This window comes from Paenibacillus sp. FSL R5-0519, from assembly GCF_037974275.1.
In the GTDB taxonomy this organism is placed as follows: Bacteria; Bacillota; Bacilli; order Paenibacillales; family Paenibacillaceae; genus Paenibacillus.
Genome location: NZ_CP150234.1, coordinates 4,035,245 through 4,050,886 on the forward strand (window position 1 = coordinate 4,035,245; position 15,642 = coordinate 4,050,886).

General features: G+C 47.3%; 14 protein-coding genes. 1 reads left to right on the forward strand and 13 read right to left on the reverse strand.

Annotation, left to right across the window (positions count from 1 at the left end; translation table 11 throughout):
- Positions 1 to 97 precede the first annotated feature (97 nt).
- The 8 genes from MKY73_RS18055 to MKY73_RS18090 all read right to left on the reverse strand — a co-directional run bounded on the left by MKY73_RS18055 (position 98) and on the right by MKY73_RS18090 (position 10,204).
- On the reverse strand, positions 98 to 940 hold the full coding sequence (locus MKY73_RS18055) for a hypothetical protein (protein WP_339302932.1): 843 nt from the start codon (positions 938 to 940) through the stop codon (positions 98 to 100).
- Between the two features lie 10 nt (positions 941 to 950).
- On the reverse strand, positions 951 to 1,703 hold the full coding sequence (locus MKY73_RS18060; RefSeq protein ID WP_076330724.1) for a vWA domain-containing protein: 753 nt from the start codon (positions 1,701 to 1,703) through the stop codon (positions 951 to 953).
- 28 nt (positions 1,704 to 1,731) lie between these two features.
- Entirely contained in the window at positions 1,732 to 3,807 is a 2,076-nt protein-coding gene (locus MKY73_RS18065; RefSeq protein ID WP_339302933.1) for a hypothetical protein, read from the reverse strand.
- Positions 3,808 to 3,964: 157 nt separating this feature from the next.
- The gene (locus MKY73_RS18070) at positions 3,965 to 4,240 is read right to left on the reverse strand and encodes a WXG100 family type VII secretion target (protein ID WP_017689071.1); all 276 of its coding nucleotides are present in this window, start codon (positions 4,238 to 4,240) and stop codon (positions 3,965 to 3,967) included.
- Between the two features lie 184 nt (positions 4,241 to 4,424).
- On the reverse strand, positions 4,425 to 4,973 hold the full coding sequence (locus MKY73_RS18075; protein WP_339241716.1) for a WXG100 family type VII secretion target: 549 nt from the start codon (positions 4,971 to 4,973) through the stop codon (positions 4,425 to 4,427).
- A gap of 6 nt (positions 4,974 to 4,979) precedes the next feature.
- Positions 4,980 to 5,810, reverse strand: a complete 831-nt coding sequence (locus MKY73_RS18080; protein WP_339241715.1) for a hypothetical protein — start codon at positions 5,808 to 5,810, stop codon at positions 4,980 to 4,982.
- Positions 5,811 to 5,826: 16 nt separating this feature from the next.
- Entirely contained in the window at positions 5,827 to 9,831 is a 4,005-nt protein-coding gene (essC, locus tag MKY73_RS18085; protein WP_339241713.1) for a type VII secretion protein EssC, read from the reverse strand.
- A 52-nt stretch (positions 9,832 to 9,883) separates the two neighbouring features.
- Positions 9,884 to 10,204 carry a hypothetical protein gene (locus MKY73_RS18090; RefSeq protein WP_339241711.1) on the reverse strand — a complete coding sequence of 107 codons (321 nt, stop codon included), beginning with the start codon at positions 10,202 to 10,204 and terminating at the stop codon, positions 9,884 to 9,886.
- Positions 10,205 to 10,626: 422 nt separating this feature from the next.
- Between MKY73_RS18090 and MKY73_RS18095 the strand changes: the two genes are divergently transcribed.
- Positions 10,627 to 10,866, forward strand: coding sequence for a hypothetical protein (locus MKY73_RS18095; RefSeq protein ID WP_074094612.1), 240 nt, complete (start codon positions 10,627 to 10,629; stop codon positions 10,864 to 10,866).
- Positions 10,867 to 10,987: 121 nt separating this feature from the next.
- Here the strand turns inward: MKY73_RS18095 and MKY73_RS18100 are convergent, their stop codons facing one another.
- The 5 genes from MKY73_RS18100 to rsgA all read right to left on the reverse strand — a co-directional run bounded on the left by MKY73_RS18100 (position 10,988) and on the right by rsgA (position 15,469).
- Positions 10,988 to 11,140, reverse strand: a complete 153-nt coding sequence (locus MKY73_RS18100; protein ID WP_339241709.1) for a hypothetical protein — start codon at positions 11,138 to 11,140, stop codon at positions 10,988 to 10,990.
- A gap of 244 nt (positions 11,141 to 11,384) precedes the next feature.
- Complete coding sequence (locus MKY73_RS18105) at positions 11,385 to 12,860, reverse strand: aldehyde dehydrogenase family protein (protein ID WP_339302934.1); 1,476 nt, start codon at positions 12,858 to 12,860, stop codon at positions 11,385 to 11,387.
- 171 nt (positions 12,861 to 13,031) lie between these two features.
- A complete protein-coding gene (locus MKY73_RS18110) occupies positions 13,032 to 13,568 on the reverse strand; it encodes a GNAT family N-acetyltransferase (protein ID WP_339302935.1) in 537 nt (178 codons plus the stop codon).
- Positions 13,569 to 13,940: 372 nt separating this feature from the next.
- Positions 13,941 to 14,279 carry a L,D-transpeptidase gene (locus MKY73_RS18115; RefSeq protein WP_339302936.1) on the reverse strand — a complete coding sequence of 113 codons (339 nt, stop codon included), beginning with the start codon at positions 14,277 to 14,279 and terminating at the stop codon, positions 13,941 to 13,943.
- 56 nt (positions 14,280 to 14,335) lie between these two features.
- Positions 14,336 to 15,469 carry a ribosome small subunit-dependent GTPase A gene (gene rsgA / locus MKY73_RS18120; protein WP_339302937.1) on the reverse strand — a complete coding sequence of 378 codons (1,134 nt, stop codon included), beginning with the start codon at positions 15,467 to 15,469 and terminating at the stop codon, positions 14,336 to 14,338.
- Positions 15,470 to 15,642: the final 173 nt, after the last annotated feature.

The window sequence follows — 15,642 nt, forward strand, 5'->3', positions numbered from 1 at the left end:
AGTGTCTTTTAAATCAACACCAACAAGTTTTTTCACGTTTGGACTTCAACAAAGTCACAGCATCATTCGGATCAATGCACAATTTGATATCCGGCGCTCACCATTCCAGCTCAATGAAAGCAGCATCATCTTCAAGACCGCCGGTATGTGTAGCATCCAGAAGTACCTGAATGTGTTCATCGGGTACATAGGCCTGAATCGCATCCAAGTCGTTTAATCCATCCGTATATAACTGAAGACGCAGTGAATCGTTGGCGGACCCTTTGGTCTCGTAGATGTGCGGCTTACCACCAACAGGGCCTTCAAGTGTAGACCAACGCTCATTGGTCTTGCAGTGAGTCTGAAATAATTCAGAATCTTCCTGGCCATTCCGCCACAGGCGAATACGGGAATCTCCTTGCCAAGCAAGCCACACCCGACTTTTGCGACCGCCTCCTGTACGCTCAATCCGTCCACACACATACATGGCCTGGCTGCCTCGACTTCGCTTTTCCATCAACACTTCACGCAGCAACAAAGGAGAGCTTTCCAGCGGCTGTAATTTCTCCAGCTGCTCGGATGCGGGAAGAGTCAGATCATGAAGAAGTCGCTCAACGCCCTCTTTCGTCGGGTATTGCGTCGTTTCCAGCCAATCCAGCAAGGCATTCCCCAGAAAACGCGCTGCAAAATCTCCCAGATAACTCATGCCTACCCCATCACATAGTACAAAATTACAGATATTTCCTTTCATACGCACCGCAGCAAAGTCCTGTCCGGTATCTCCCTGATGTACCGTCTCAGCCGCTCTTCCATAACCATATCTGCACTTAAATGTGCCCTGATAGCGGGTTAGTGGCTGTTCTCCCGTCTGTACACTCACATAGCGAAAGTTGCCATGCCGCTGCTCGGCATGGCCCCCCTTATCTCCAGCAGACAATGTTGCCAAACGCATTGCTCTCATGATTCCCCTCCTATCTCACAGGCGTAGCAGCGGACATCTGGAATCCAATCGATACCAATTCTGCACATGTACCTGGCAACATCATGAGTGCACCGGGTGCAAGCAAATAATCAGCTTCAACAAGCATTTCCCGATAACTTTCGGGCAGAACGGAAGACATATTCCGCAGCTTCTCTCCATGCTCATCCTGTAGATTTGTTTCGGAAGAGATCCCCTTCCATCTTCTAGGTTCAGCAATCGGCCCTTCCAGCAGATGATCGGATATAAAAATATTCTCCACCAGCACATTGCCATCAGGTACACTCATGCCCATGATTCTTTTCGCAATGGGCTCGGGATCTTCACCTGTGGCTACCCCATCGGTCATGTGGCACACAAGTGGAGCAGGACAATCCTGCATATTCGGAATTTCGGCCTGGAGAATCTTTTCCGCCTGCAGAAAAGCCTTTGCCGAGTCCGAGAACCGTTTCGGGGTCAGGTCAGGCAAAGATCCAACTGCAGCGATCTCGTCGATTCCTTTGATGCCGTTCAACAAGTCATATACATCATCGCTGTAAGCCAATATGGCTATGCGATAGCGAGGTGTCAGACGATTTCCCTTGGTGGACCGAAATACCATTTGGCGTATCGCGAGAGATAAGGCATCATAGACGACGTCAATCCGCCGACGATTTTCCAGAACCATGTTCATGGAGGCGCTAATATCAATTAAATAGATAATGAGTGCAGGTGTACGCTGTGATGCTTGAATTGTGTAGTTCATCTAGGATGAGTCACCTCCGTCAATTACTTTATAAGTTAGGCAACGTATAACTGGTGTTGCTCAGGAATTTGTTAATGGCACTCATTCGAGCGGCCACTTTGCCAACTCCTTTGAAATAAGCAGCATCGGTATTGTATAGATTTTTAAAATCACGGGCATACGCTTCGGCATTTTCAATTTTTCTGCCTTTTTGTGCGTTATACGTTTTATTGTAATGAGCAATCAACGTGACCACATTCTCGGCACGCTTTTTCTTGAGTGCGGCTTTCTGAGCAATCTCCTGTTGACGTTTAGCTTCAGCTGCCGCTTTACGCTCCGCTTCCTGTCTTGCAAGCTTGGCATCATTCTCTTTTTTCCAGACCAGATAAGCTTCATATTTTGCCTGTTTATCGTACTTCTCCTGCTGTGCTCTCTTGGCAGCTTCTTTCTTCTGCTGTTCCTGCTTCACCAGATAGGCCTCATATTTCGCCTGTTTGTCGTACTTGGCCTGTAATGCCTTGCGTTCTTCTTCTTTTTTCTTCGCTTCTGCTTCCTTCTGTTTGGCTTCAGCGAGCTTTTTCTTTTCCTCAGCATCCAGTTTTGCAGCTTCTGCGGCCTTTTGCTTCTCCTGCTCTTCCTGCTGCTTGACCGCAGCTGCCTTTGCAGCTTCAGCCTCTTCCGCAGCCTTGACCTCTGCCAGTCGTGTAGCTTCCTGCTGTTCTTTCTGCTTCACTTCTGCCTGATCGGCCAATATTTTGACCGTTGGAACACCACCTGCCAGCAATACAATAAGCACAGCGGAAGAAATCATGAACTTTTTGGATCGGTAGAATGGAACAGGTACAGGCTTGTCTGTGTCTTCTTTTGGATTAAGCTTGGCGTCCAGTTCCTTGATTGCAGCCTCCACTTCCATCTGCATCGCGCTGTTATGAGGAATGAAATGATACAGCGAACGATACACTTCCAGTGCAGCAGCTGGTTTATCTTCATCCTCCAAGGATCTTGCCTGTAAGAACAGACGGTTCACAATCGCTTCCTGATCGGGAGAGTGCGGCGTTTGGGGAATGTCCCCCTCTTGCATATTCACAGGTTCACTTACCGGTTCTGAGCTCTCCTTCAGATTCCCATCCGCTTCGGACAGATTGCCAGCCTCTTCTTCCGACGATGCAGCAGCCGCCGCATTAGCCTGATCCACGTCTACCGCAGCCAATGCAACATACCACTCACCAAACGTTGGACAACTGCTCAGATCGTGACTTTCCCAAGCTCGAATAAACAGATCGGACAGTTTGGAACCCCAACGCTTCTCAAGGGACTCCCGCATCGCATAATACCGTTCACTCACCGTCTGCATTTCATGCTGGTCAAAATAACTTTCGCCCCACGCTTTCTCTACAATCACAGGGTCCGACCAGCTTAACATTTCAGCAATGATAACAGCTCCGGCAAATCGGTCAGCATATGAACTCCACAAACCGCTGTGCACTGTGCGATGGGCTGCATAACCGGGTGACCCGGCAAGCAGGGCATCCGGACGATCCATCTTGGAACCGTACATCTGCTCGACATCCACAAGTTCTACCGCAGACGTCTTCCCCAGGTTCTCCACTTCGGAAAAAAACGGAATCATTACATTGGGAGCGGACATATCGCAATGAGCCAGTCCACGTTGTTCCATGGCCGAACCCGTCCCAGCAAGCGCTCTGGCCAGCTTCAGGCTCTCCTCAGCCGTCAACTGTCTCTGATCACTGATCACATCGAACCAGGTCTGACCTTGCACCCATGGCATCAACACCGCGTATAACAGATCGGGATGTTTTCCAATGAGCGCTCCGTTTCTTTCCGGAGTGAGCACATCACGCTTGCATACTTGCAAACCTGGCAGTTCACTATAAGACTCCATATGCTCAGACTGATATACCATAGCTGGAATACGGAATTTAGGAAAAAATACTTTTAGTGCTTTGGCCCCATGAAGGGAACCATTTCGGGGTATCAACTGATAAACAATCCCCTGCCTTCCAGCTTGGGCATAAGCTAGACCCGGCGCAGCCGGATGTTGCCCAATCGTATAGGCAATGTCGTTAATCACCACTTCATCCCCGGGATTCGGTTGAAAAGACATGCTTATCCCTCTCTCTGTCCTAGTGTCATAGTTGCAGCAAAAACCGGGTGTTGTGACAACGCCCGGTTTTTGCTGTAGTTGTACATCTTCAGCTTGCTACCCGCTAATGATTCAGGACGAATTCAGACTTCAAATCGGCCCGATCTATGTAAGCAGATTAACGAGCTTGGTCAGCTGTACGGAATTTGTTAGCAATAGCTGTAAGTTCAGCGCTGATGCTGTTCAGCGTTTGAACGAATGATTGCATTTGTTTGCTAGCTTCTTGGAACTCCTGGAAGAAGCGTTGCTTGGTCATACCTTCCCATTGTCCTTCCATGCTTGTGATGGATTGAGTCAATGTAGATACGATTTGCTGACTTTGCTCACCGCTTTGTTTAAATTGGTTGGAAACCTGATCAAGCTGCTCTGGGGTAACTAAAATACGTCCTGCCATTGGTAAATTCCTCCTTGGTTTGTGCAATTAAATTTTGACTTGTTCAAATTGTACTATACCAGGATCGATCGAACAAAAGTCGAAGGACCTAATCCTATTTACCCCATTTTCAGCCTTTGAAACTTCTCCTAACAGCCTATTTACAAAAAAATTCACTTCCTGCTGTTACTTTTATCTACCCTGTTCAGGAAACCACAGGCTCGGTCCCTCTTCTTCCCCGAAAGGAAGGATCTGTGAATCTCCATGCTACCGGCTCAGGCTGCATGGCCTGAACCAATGTAGCAGGTGAGCCATCAGGCGGTGCGGCATCCTGTACACGATATACGGCAGCCATTGCGGAAAGGGGATCGGATACTACAGCTACAGTTGCAGAATGTGCAGGCATGATTTCTCCTGTACGATTGTTCTGAAGAACATTCAGCATATTGACCGCATTACCATAGGCTGTGTTCACATGACTCAGCACGGAACGATACTCCATGTCTGCCTGCTGGAATAACAATGCTTTGCGTCCCAGCTGTACGCTTAAGTCCATTAATCGACGAAGCGCATCCTCGCCCAGTCGTTTACTGTGATTCCATTCACTCATCACCGCTGCGCGGGATTCAACCTCCCACTCCAGCGAATGAATCGCCTGATCCAACACTGTCATCTTTTGCTGTATTTGCTCCGCTGCATACTGAATCTGCTTGCTCAGTGCCCGAAGCACATCCGGTTCCACACGAATGCGCATTTACCATCACCTTTCCTCTTCCCCTGCAGGCTGTTTGAGCCAGTCCAGCAGCATCTCGTGAAACTGTTCTCTAGTCGTCAGTGCTGCAACTAGCCAATCATCTGAAGCCGCAGTGCTCATCCGGAACAACCAATTGGATACCGCACTTGCAGCAAATGCTGCAGACTGCGACTTCCACCCGTCTTCATTCCATACGAGCAAACGAAGCTCCCCATCTGACTCCTTACCCACCAGACAGCGTGCCAGCGCAAGTGAGCCCTCAGGATCACTTGTCTCCTGTGCGAGTTCATCTGCTACGGTCTGTACCCCGCTGTTCTCAAGCTCATTCATGACATCATAAAATTTTTTCTTGGAGCACATTAGTGCCGGTTTCTCCGCTGGAGAATGGCCGCTCCATTTCATCCGCTCTATCAGAACATCAATGGCTTCACGAACACTTCCCAGATCGCTAAGCCGGAACGAGTCCGGTACGTCGTCAACACGGGAAACTTCAACGACCCGCTCATCCGTGCAATGTATATAACTTTCATACGACTTGCCGTTGATCGTGTATCGAATCCAACAAGCTCTGTCGGACAATCCGGCAATGGCTACCCTGGAGAAAACGGTCGGTGTCATGATCAGCTCATCGGTATCCTGATCCCGAATCAGATATCCTTTGTCAAGCAGGGAGGTTTTCACACGCTCCCACTCCATCGCGATATCCTCCGCCATATAGCCGCGAAACGGATCTTCCACACCAAGCAGTCGGTCTGAACCGAGAATACCCGCCAGGAAAAAAAGTTCTTTTGTTTGCAACGTGACTACCTTTTGCTTAGAATCATGAACCGTCAACATTATGAGCCACCTCCCCTCAAACTACAACATGCCATCGGTCACGAATTTCAGAAATCCAATCGGTCATTTTCCAGCTGTCATCACATGGAACTGCACCTTTAACCCTGGAATATTTACGTTTTACATAATAACCTTGACCTGGAGGCAGTACCTTCAGCCCACCTGAACTACCTCCGGATTCCGAATAAGGTATACGGAAGAACGAGAGATCGTTAGGGTCTAAAGTCCCGAACAGCATTCCACTCTGGGAAGCCTTCACATCCGTTACCCAATCCGAACCGAAAGTCGGGAAGTCTGCCGGAACCCCGGACAGAATCACGTGTACACCACGATCCCTTCCTTGACGAACAATCGCTCCCAATTGATCTTTTACATTAAAATCGTTTAGCTGTTTGGACAAGGTGTCCGCATCATCGATAACAAGCACAAGTTCCGGTCCACCGGAAATCTCGCCTCTTTTCAGAACTTCATCGTACAACTGTTGAATCACAGGTGCAAGCTGTTCTTCTCGCGATACATGTCCACGGACATGGGGCAAACTGCTGATTTCCCCCAGCCCACCTGCGCCATAACGCATATCTACTGTGTATATTTGTACATCTTCCGGAGAAGCATGATAAGCCAGTGATAACATCCATGTCAACAAAAATGTCGTTTTTCCGCCTTCCATCGGACTCGTCACCATGAAATGTGGACCTTCACGCAGATTAAGCTGGAATGGTTCAAGATCATCCGTAAGCAGTCCTACAGGGACAGTTACAGATGATGTATCCCATGCCTGACCATATGATCCTATCTGAATGAGCAGATCCTTGAGTTTGATCTCTTCTGGAAGCGGAGCAATCTGAGGTGCTTCTTCCCCTGTCCAGCCTTGGCGAATCTCAGCGATCGTGCGGCGCAATGCCGATGAACGTTTGCCCTCATCTGCCCCGGAAGAAGGTAATGCCGCCTGGAACATCAACGGAGGCACTTGCCCTTTGACCAGACCTCTTCCTGGCGGAAGTTGGCTTGGTGCTTTGGAAGGTCTTCCCACGGCATAATAATAATCACTTGGATCAGATAATTCAAATGAAACCGCATTGGGAATATTGCTTCTGAATTTCTCAAATACATCTGTTACCCGATTCGCAGTAAGCACAAAGGTGATACCCAGACTTCCGCCTTCACGCAGGATCGTCTCCAGAAGTTCATTTTCTTCCGGATAGGCATTGCGGAATGAAAGATAACCGTCGATAACCACCACAACCTGCGGGACAGCCGCATGAGCTGTCCGTCGGTAGGCCGAGATCGTTTTAACACCCGCCTCCGAGATGATATCTTTGCGTTGTGCTGACAGCTTGAGGATATAACGGAATAACCGTTTGATCCGGTCTTCCTCCTCTGCCATCATCACGCCACCGATCTGTGGTAGTCCTGCAAAGTCCTTCATCATGCGGCCCATATCGATAATGTAACCATGCCAAGGCTCAGTTCTGTGAGAACGGGCCAGAGACATAAGCAAGGTCTGAACAAATGTTGTTTTTCCCAGTCCCGGCATGCCGTAAACGACCAGATGGCCTTGATCCACAGGCAATGCGAGCGGTTGTTGGCGCTGATTGGGGAGATCATCCAGCAAACCAACCAGGGGTTTCAGACCACTTGCCCCACCATCAAGCAGCAGATCCCGATTCTCTTCTTCCTGCCAGTCCTGAAGACCTTCCCATTCCAGTGTTTCTGGTAAAGGTGGCAACCATGGTCCTGGCAACCGACGGATGCCCGCATCCGCTGCAGACTGAGCAACATAATCAATAAATACCTGAAGCTGTTTCGGAACATCTTCACCTTTGAGAACGGCTCTGCGTTCTCCCGTTAACAGGGGCTCCCGCTTACCGTTTAGGCGTACTTCCATGACAGGCAGTACCGTCGTTGAATCCTCCTGTTGGTTATACGGTGCACCACTCCAGGCGAATTGCATTTCTTCAAATACTTCATCACTACCCACCTGGAAATATCCACGACCAGGCTTCGTAATCCAGGCAGCATTTGGAATCTTGATCATGTCCCTGCTATCTCCCTCACTCTGTACGCGAAGGCAGATCCGGAAGCGCGAATTACTCCATATTTTATCGTCCACAACACCGGCCGGCTTCTGGGTTGCCAGAATTAGATGAACCCCAAGTGTTCGGCCAATGGCCGCGATACTAATCAGTTCATCCATGAACTCCGGCTGGTCCCGTTTCAATTGAGCAAACTCATCAATGATAATGACAAGATGCGGGAGCGGTTGCTCATGTCTGGAACGCAGAATTTTATAGTATTCATCAATGTGCTGGAGATTTCCCGCATCATTTAATATTTTTTGCCTTCTGACCAGTTCGGCACGAAGTGAGATATTCGCCCGCTCGATCAGATTTCCATCCAGATTGGTGATTGTGCCTACCACATGAGGTAGATCAACAAATGTATTGGACATACCGCCACCTTTATAGTCAATCAGCATGAAGGCCAGATCATGCGGATGGAATTCAGCAGCCAGTGAAGCTACGATGGACTGGATGACTTCACTTTTCCCTGAACCGGTTGTACCTGCAATCAGACCATGGGGACCATGACCCTGACGTTCAATTTTGTCATGCAGGTTTATCGCTATTTTTTTGCCGCCAGCTCGTACACCCATTGGTACGGGCAGCGTGTCAGGATATCTCGTCTGCCCCCATCTGGATACCACATCCAGATCTTCCACGCGTGATGTGCTCAGCATATCGAATAACGGAAGCACTTGCGGGATATCTGATGCAGATGACCGTTTTAACCGGATCGGTGACATATAACGGGAAAGCGCCTCTGCCATCTCCTTCGAGATCACATCAGGCTTGTACGTTTGTTGAATAACATCCGCATCTTCCGTTTTTTTGATATACACCCCTTTGCCTTTGGAGGCATCCATAATCAACTGACAATGCATTGGTAGAGACTCCTTGCGATTAGCCAGTATGATGGTGCATACATCGATGTCCTGAGCCGATTCCAGTAGCAGTGGAAGCAACGGTTCCTCTTCAATTAATTGCGTATCGGAGAGAATCACAACGTAACACGGCGTTTGTATGCTTTTCTTGTAGCGGTCTTCCTTATTGTTGCGGCGCCGGTTCAACACGGAAAACAAGCTGTCCGCCAATTGATGCGCACCGCTGTGCCTGTCGGCCATATAGCGTTGTCCCTGGTCTTCATCCCAGATATGGGGCATCCAGCGAAGCCAATCCCATTCCTTGCTGTCCTTTTCTTCATAGAAAGCAGCAAGCTTCAGTTCATCCGGGGAGTGACGTACCGTCAGTTGTGAGATGATGACTCGCAGGGAAGCAAGTACTTCCTCCCGATCACCGACCAGTCCCATAACCTTCGATTGGAACAAAGGCAATGTAATGGAAGCATCCGGTACCGTCTGGAATTCACCCGCAAGTTCATGGGCGGCTTCAATTAGCTCATCCTTCTCATAACCATCAATCCGTGGAACCTGAAGTTTGATACGGAATGGAATCTCTCCCGTACCAATGCGCACCTGAAGGAAATCATCATCCTCTGGTGAACGCTCCCACAAGGAACTGTTCCGGTTCTTCACCACTTGAAGACACACACCCGGATCCCCATGAATTTCATACAGGCTCTTCACTTGCTCCGCCTGAGCTTCTTTCAGTTCTTCCCGGTGTTTGTCCAGTTGGGCAAGATACATTGTTTTTCGTTCTTCCAATTTTTTGCGATATGATTTCTTGTTGCTCAAATACACGAAGAATGGAATGGTGTAAGAAGTAAGCATCATCATGACCGTCATCATCTGAAACATCATATAATTGCTGTTGCCCATTTTGCCGGTCATATTGATATATACGTAGAAACCAATGCTGACCATGGTCATCATGATCGGCACAATAATGGATATCATGGAAAACGTGGGTTTGCTCGGTTCTGTTGGAGGCCTGAGTATTTCGAGTCCTTCTTCCTTGAGAACCGGTGTCATTCTTGGAGAACGCTGATATAACACATTCACGAAGAGAAGACCTCCTTTAGTTCGTTCAATAGAATGTATACGTTCAAAAGCCCTATTCGTTGCTGTCCTTTTGAAATAATGAACGTCTTCCATATACAGGCGCTTCTTCCGAAGTCGTTGAAAAAGCCCGCTGGACACGTACGCAACTGCCTTGCCGCAGCCCTGTTTCCATTAACTGCTGTGCGTTCTGCGGAGAGAACCACAGCCCCTCCGGAAACTTCGCTTCAAGGATGTACTGAATGCCGTCTCCCGGTGCCTGTCCGAAAATGCGAACGCCAAGTAATGTCTTCAAATGTTCAATGGTACATTCATCCGGAACATCGATGTCGAACCATTCTCCTTCCTCGCGGCCGGAATATACGGTTAGAATCATCCGAATCCCTCCCATGGTCTCATATGTAAATTGTCCTAATGTCAGATTAAATCAAAAAAAAGAGAATGAATCGTTATATCAACCCTATTTTCTTACATAAACACCCTGTTTGCAATGTGCCACCTGTAATTTTGTTACATATGACCCACGTATATATTAAAATATCGTACATTTGACTCAGAACTTTCGTGGCAGTTATGCTTTTGAATATTGCGAGGATACGAAACTTTTCATTTTCTATTCCATTTAAATGGTAATTAGGTTTTGTTTTTCGGGACTTTTATTCCTTCGCTCACAATTGAATTGTGAACACTTTTCAAACATTACCCACCTTTATGTTTTCATAAGCTGATTTTAAGGTAATTTTAAGCATTGGAATTTAATATTACCTGTATGAAATAACAACCGTGAGGTGATTTCAAGTGAGAACCCTAATAACCTTTCAAAACAAATCAATCCCTGTATACTTTAATCAAGAAAACAAACAGCCTATGCAGAAGACATTAAGATTGCTTAGCAGTGCTCTTGAGCATAAAATTAGCAACGGTAAACGTGCCATTCAAAAATGTCTGCATTCTTTAATTAGTATTGAGATTGTTAATGGAGAAGCGATTCTCCACAGTCGAAGTGAAAACGACTCCCTTGCTTTATCATTATATTAAAAGGAGTCTACCAAGCCACATTTATGACAAGACATGAAAAAGGAAGCTGTCGTTATAGACAAGCTTCCTTTTTGAGGTGTATACACGTTAACAGCGGATTGCAGTTATGATCAGCCATCACTCAGTGCACTTTGCTAAGGACATAGGCGGCATCATGCTCTTCCGCAATCTCGGCTTTACGAATACGAATGACAAACAGCCGAACCAAATTGGCACGTGTATGTTCTTCCTGACAGGTATTCAGTTTCCTCAGAATAAAGCGGTCAATGGACATGAATTTAAAGCCCCTTTGCCATTGGATTTACGGATCGATTCTTCCGTGTATCCATAAATAACCAGATAGCGTCAGAGCCAAACAGCTTTTCCACTCTTATATTATGCCGTATTTTGCCCCGGTGTAAAATTGTGCAAAAAGCCCGTCCCACCAAGCTGGATACGGACTTCCGCATGATTTGTCGATCTTTTTGCACCCATTCTAATCATTCATAAATATCTCTGCCATTTCAACCTTTTTCGACTTAATTTACTCCCGGATATTCCCGATATTGGTGCTGAATGCTGATCCAGCGAGTACGTGTAAACTTCTCAATAGCCCAATCCCCACCGAAACGTCCAATCCCTGAAGCTTTTTCACCGCCAAACATCACATGCGCTTCATCGTTCACAGACTGATCATTTACATGCACCATACCCGATTCAATGCGCTGGGCAACCTGATATCCTCGATTCAGATCTTGGGTGAATACGGACCCACTAAGTCCATAAGGAGTATCATTCGCCAAACGTACAGCTTCCTGCTCATCTTGAGCCTTCATGATCACTGCCACGGGGCCAAATAATTCCTGCTGTACGATATCTTGTTCAGGTTTAACATCAGCAAGTACAGTAGGAGACAGTACACTGCCTTTACTGGTCCCCCCGAGCAATAACCGTGCGCCTTCGTCCTTGGCTTTGTTCACAAGCTCCAGCAATCGTGTTACCTCTTTTTCCCGAATGAGAGGACCCACGAGTGTTTTGGCATCCGCAGGATCACCTGCCTGCACATTCTTCGTTTTGGCAACAAATGAATCTACGAATTGGTCGTAAATATCAGCATGCACAATGAACCGATTCAAAGCCATACAGATCTGTCCCTGATGCAGAAACTTGCCAAAGACCGCGGCTTCGGCAGCACGTTCAATGTCCGCATCCTCCAGCACAACCATGGCGTTGTTGCCGCCTAGTTCCAGTGCCGTTTCTTTTAAATGTTCGCCCGCCAGTTTACCGATCCCCTGTCCAACTTCCGTGGAACCTGTGAATGAAATTACTTTTGGAACTGGATGTGCAACAAAATAATCCCCGATTTCGCTACCACTTCCGGCAACGACATTCAGCACGCCTTCAGGCAGACCGGCTTGTTCAAACAAATCGGCAATGAGCCAACCTGCCGTAATCGGAGTATCGGATGCCGGTTTGATCACCACACCATTCCCAAGAGCAATCGCTGGAGCTACGGATCGAAGGCACAGATGCAAAGGGAAATTCCACGGTCCGATAACACCGATCACTCCCTTCGGCTCTCGAACCACGCGGTTCTCTTTGCCAGCGGTATTGGACGGAATAATCTCACCCTTCATGCGATAAGGAAAAGATGCCGCTTCATCCACAATGCGTTTAGCCGCTGCAAACTCCGCCTCTGATTTGATTCGGGTACTCCCGGATTCTGTGATCAAGAGTTGAATGATCTCCTCTTTTCGCTCTGCCATCAGAGATGAAACTTTCCGCAGTACCTCTTCTTTCACAGCAGGTAATGACTTCGCCCACTCAATCGAATTTTTATGAGCAGACTCATACGCCTTATCTATGTCTTCTTTATTGGAAGAGCGCCATGTGGCAATGACTTCTCCCGTATAAGGGTTGATATTCTCCATTGTTTTCTCACCGGAGCCATCTACCCATTCGCCATTAATATATTGTTTCGTCCATGTTTTATGTTCGGTTTCCATTAAAGTCATGTGAATACGCCTCCTGATCAAAATTGAATGTCACACCTGCACAACGGTGTAATACATCATTAACCTTGTTCAGAATTACGCAAACGTGCAGACCTGAATTAGCTATTCCATTCTTTAAGTTTAAGGAAACAATACAACCCGAGTATTCTGTCCCCATCTGTACCTCTTTCCTCAATCGGGCAGGATCTTCTCTCCAAAGAGGCTCAATTCTTCCCATCCGTAGCCAACCTCAATCAGATCTTGACCACCAATACGGATAGACTGTGTGTGGACGGGAGTGCCTCCCATCTTCTCATAGAAGCGACAAGCTGAATTACGTTCCAAAGCCCATATGATCAAACGTTTCATATTGAAGGACTGCAGATGATTAACGACATGTGTCGCCAGTTGCCGACCTATCCCCGTTTGTTGCACTTCCTTCAGCAAATATATAGCGTACAACTCTCCATCATAAGGTAATTTGCCTTCACGCTCCTTACCCCCACAAGCAAATCCGACAATGTTCCCATGATCCTGTTCAGCTACCACCAAGATCTGATCTTTTTCGCCAGAACGAATGGTCCTCTCCCACTGCGACAATCTTGATTCTATAGTCAAATGATCCAAAAAATCGTCGGGCACAATTCCTCGATACGTTGTTTTCCAACTCTCTGTATGTACATGGGCTATTCCTTGCGCATCCCCTTCGCGCGCCGGCCGGATTAACATCGCTATCACTCGCTTTCTCTCATAACTGCCATAGCTTTACCATATTATATGTTCATCTTTCTATAATTCCAAATTCATCCACTTCAGTTCTGGTTGTAAGAACTTATTTGGTAACTGTCTATCTTAACCTTATAATACGTGTTCAAAAAGTCTGGTTTTAAGTACCAAGAAGATGGAATGAAGCTAGAGATGGAGTAGCGGAGCGTAGATAGAGCTACGTGAGCAACCACAATGTTTCCTCAGGAAACATACTTCGAAAGCCACCCGCTTATTTCGGCTGAATTTCATATTTGATGCTGATGATGCCGCTAGGCATGATTCGTAATCAAAAGTGGACTTTTTGAACTACCTCTTCTAAAGTAAAATCCGGCCCTAAGGCCGGATCGTTACTCTAGTGCCTACAGAAACCTTGGACGACAGATCCAGTACATCCGAGTTGTACATGCGTATACAACCGTGGGAGACGGATTTGCCAATGGACCAGGGTTCATTGGTTCCGTGTATGCCATAATGGGGAGCGGACAGCCCCATCCACAACACGCCAAATGGCCCTCCTGGATTGGATTGCTTGTTAATAATCGTGAACTCCCCGTTTGGAGTCTGCGTGAGCATCTTGCCTGTGGCTACGGGATAGCCCTTAACCACCTGATTGCCATCAAGAAGATATAACATGTGGTCAGACAGATCTACAATAATCCTGTAATCTGGCATAATGACATCCCTCCTGACCTATCTTATGCAAGGTAGCAGATGATGCCCGCCTGATTTCAGACTTCCTCCCACTCTTTCACACTGCGGGAGTGCTTGGGTTTGCGACTAGTGGCCGGTTTGCTGGAAGCGGTACGCTTTCTGGATGCCACTTCTTCCTTGCGTTGCTGATATTGCAATTCCTTCTGCATTTTCAGATAATTATTCAGTCTTTTTTCATCTAATGAACCATCCTGTATGGCCTCTTTCACTGCACATCCTGCTTCCCGTGTATGACTGCAGTCCAGGAATCTGCACGTTGCCGCAAGTTCTTCAATTTCTCCAAATGCATGCGACAGCCCATCATTCCCCTCATCCCATAGGTTAAGCTCACGCATCCCTGGAGTATCGATTAATACGGCTCCCTGTGGAAGTACAAACATCTCCCGGTGTGTTGTGGTATGTCTCCCTCGGCTGTCGCCTTCACGAACGGACTGTGTAAGTTGCACATCCTCACCCATCATCCAGTTCACCAGCGTAGACTTGCCACTGCCCGAAGATCCTGTGAGCGCAACAGTCAACCCTGGCTGCAAATATCGTTCCAGTAACGATTTGCCTTGGTCCTCCACTGCAGATATCGCAAGCACTTCAACACCTGGAGCGATTCCTTCTACATTTCGGATCTGTTCTTCCACATTGTTGCACAGATCACTTTTGCTCAAGACAATGACTGGCCTTACGCCACCATTCCAAGCCATCATCACGTATCTTTCGAGTCGTCTAAGGTTGAAATCATGATTAAGTGCAGCCACGATTAACAGTGTATCCACGTTTGCGGCGATTAATTGTTCTTTGGTCACTGGACCTGCCGCCTGTCTCGATACCCTGCTCTGACGTGGCACCAGATGATGAATAATTGCTTCTTCACCTGCCTGGCCTGTAATCGCCACCCAATCTCCAACCGCCGGTACCACACTCGTTTCCAGACTATCATGACGCATTCGGCCCGATATTCTTCCCCAGCGTTCGCCCTCTTCTGTAATCAAACGTTGCAGGTGTCCATGGTCTGCGATAATTCTGGCTGGCTTTCTCTCCTGCTCTTCCATTCCTGTCACTTGCCACAGTTCCTGCCACTTTGCAGACCAGCCGTACTTTTCAATATGGTTATCTAAAATAAAAATTCCTCCCAAAATAAGTTTGTTTACTTCGTTCAAGACCAGTGAACAATCATCTCCGGTTCAGATCAAAACAAAAAACCACGAGTAGAAATACACCCGCGGAAATAATCAGTTAGACGAATTAAAGATCATCCCTTCTCGTAGATATACCGGATATCCTACTTAACCATCCGCTATATTCAATTCAGGAACACCCTTTTATCGGCAAA

Bases quoted from the DNA above. Each gene is read 5' to 3' on its own strand.
- MKY73_RS18055 (WP_339302932.1), bottom strand. From the start codon at position 940: ATGAGAGCAATGCGTTTGGCAACATTGTCTGCTGGAGATAAGGGGGGC.
- MKY73_RS18070 (WP_017689071.1), bottom strand. From the start codon at position 4,240: ATGGCAGGACGTATTTTAGTTACCCCAGAGCAGCTTGATCAGGTTTCC.
- MKY73_RS18065 (WP_339302933.1), bottom strand. From the start codon at position 3,807: ATGTCTTTTCAACCGAATCCCGGGGATGAAGTGGTGATTAACGACATT.
- MKY73_RS18105 (WP_339302934.1), bottom strand. From the start codon at position 12,860: ATGACTTTAATGGAAACCGAACATAAAACATGGACGAAACAATATATT.
- MKY73_RS18075 (WP_339241716.1), bottom strand. From the start codon at position 4,973: ATGCGCATTCGTGTGGAACCGGATGTGCTTCGGGCACTGAGCAAGCAG.
- MKY73_RS18080 (WP_339241715.1), bottom strand. From the start codon at position 5,810: ATGTTGACGGTTCATGATTCTAAGCAAAAGGTAGTCACGTTGCAAACA.
- MKY73_RS18090 (WP_339241711.1), bottom strand. From the start codon at position 10,204: ATGATTCTAACCGTATATTCCGGCCGCGAGGAAGGAGAATGGTTCGAC.
- MKY73_RS18110 (WP_339302935.1), bottom strand. From the start codon at position 13,568: ATGTTAATCCGGCCGGCGCGCGAAGGGGATGCGCAAGGAATAGCCCAT.
- MKY73_RS18115 (WP_339302936.1), bottom strand. From the start codon at position 14,279: ATGCCAGATTACAGGATTATTGTAGATCTGTCTGACCACATGTTATAT.
- MKY73_RS18100 (WP_339241709.1), bottom strand. From the start codon at position 11,140: ATGTCCATTGACCGCTTTATTCTGAGGAAACTGAATACCTGTCAGGAA.
- MKY73_RS18060 (WP_076330724.1), bottom strand. From the start codon at position 1,703: ATGAACTACACAATTCAAGCATCACAGCGTACACCTGCACTCATTATC.